Source organism: Pseudomethylobacillus aquaticus (assembly GCF_003730115.1).
Classification (GTDB): Bacteria; Pseudomonadota; Gammaproteobacteria; order Burkholderiales; family Methylophilaceae; genus Pseudomethylobacillus; species Pseudomethylobacillus aquaticus.
On record NZ_RJVP01000019.1, the window covers coordinates 1 to 1245 of the forward strand.

Annotated in this window: 1 protein-coding gene; it reads left to right on the forward strand. The window is 55.7% G+C overall.

Annotation, left to right across the window (positions count from 1 at the left end; all coding sequences use genetic code 11):
* Positions 1-17: 17 nt before the first annotated feature.
* The coding region (locus tag ED236_RS12310; RefSeq protein ID WP_162299631.1) for an RHS repeat domain-containing protein at positions 18-1245 on the forward strand (1228 nt) is incomplete at its 3' end.

Below are 1245 nucleotides of genomic sequence, written 5' to 3' on the forward strand. Positions count from 1 at the left end.
CGCTGGACATGCGGACGATGACGCTGGCGGAGGTGATCAACCAGCGTGCACTGGATGTGCAGAACGAGGTCACGCAGCAGACGCAGTACACCTTCAGTGTCTATGACGCCAGACAGCAGCTCATTCAAACCATTCAGCCTGCCATGGAAAGTGCAAATGCAGCTGTCGATATCGGGGCAGTAGTCAAAGCTGGCTCTATTGGGATCGGCTTCGGAGACATCAGCTGGAGTGGCAATTTAACTTTAGGCCAGACGATAGCCGCTCAAACCAGCCCCAGCACGGTCAAGGTTGCGATCAGCCTGCCAAGCAGCGCTTATCTGGGCACAGGGGGTGTCCGGGTGGAAGTGTCGTTCAGTGTGGCAATATCGAGTATTTTTGGACCTGGGGAGATTGCGTCTGGCATTCTCGCGAGTGAGCTGCACTACGACAATCCGGCTGCTGAGATTAAGTGGCAGTATGTAAATGCCAATTCGGATCAAGGTATCAGTATGACAATCCGCATCATCAAATCAGATGCGGACCCCAAAGAAAAAGTGGTTTTACTGGAACAAACCTGGTCGCACATTCTTAGCAGTGGAACGGTGGGGCCTTTCGGTATCATTCAAGGACGGGTCTTAAGCTCATCAGGCAGCGCAACTGTCCCTAAAATACTATACATCAGCCATCAGCCCTACGTACCCGATAACGCAGCGGCAAGCACATCACAAGTGTTGCTGTCGTACCGTGCTGCGGGGTCTAATGGTGCGTATACGACCGTGTCATTGCCCCAGGTCATTGGCGTTACCGGTGGCCCGATCGGCGGTATGTATGCGTTTGACTGGACTACGATTCCGGCCGGGCATTACGAGTATCGGTATGTAGCCCTGAATAGCAGTAGCGTCATTCTGAATCAGCAAAGCGGCACCTTCAACACGACTAACCCTGCTGCCCCAACGGCATCCGCACAGACCCCGGTACCCATCTCTGGCGCAAGCACAACCCCGCCGACTATCACACGTCGTCAGCGTTATAACGCGTTTGGCGAGGTGGTGCAGGAGATTGACGGCCGTGGGAATGTGACGGACTTTGCCTACAACACGGCGGGCCATCTTGTGCTGAAGCGCGACCCCAAGGTATCGATCACCCTGGCGAACGGGTACAAGCAGGCGGCGTCGGAAGCGACCCGTCCTGAAACGGCGTACCACTACGATCTGGCCGGGCGCCTGATCGGGGTGCGGGATGCTAACGGCAACCTCAATACCCAGG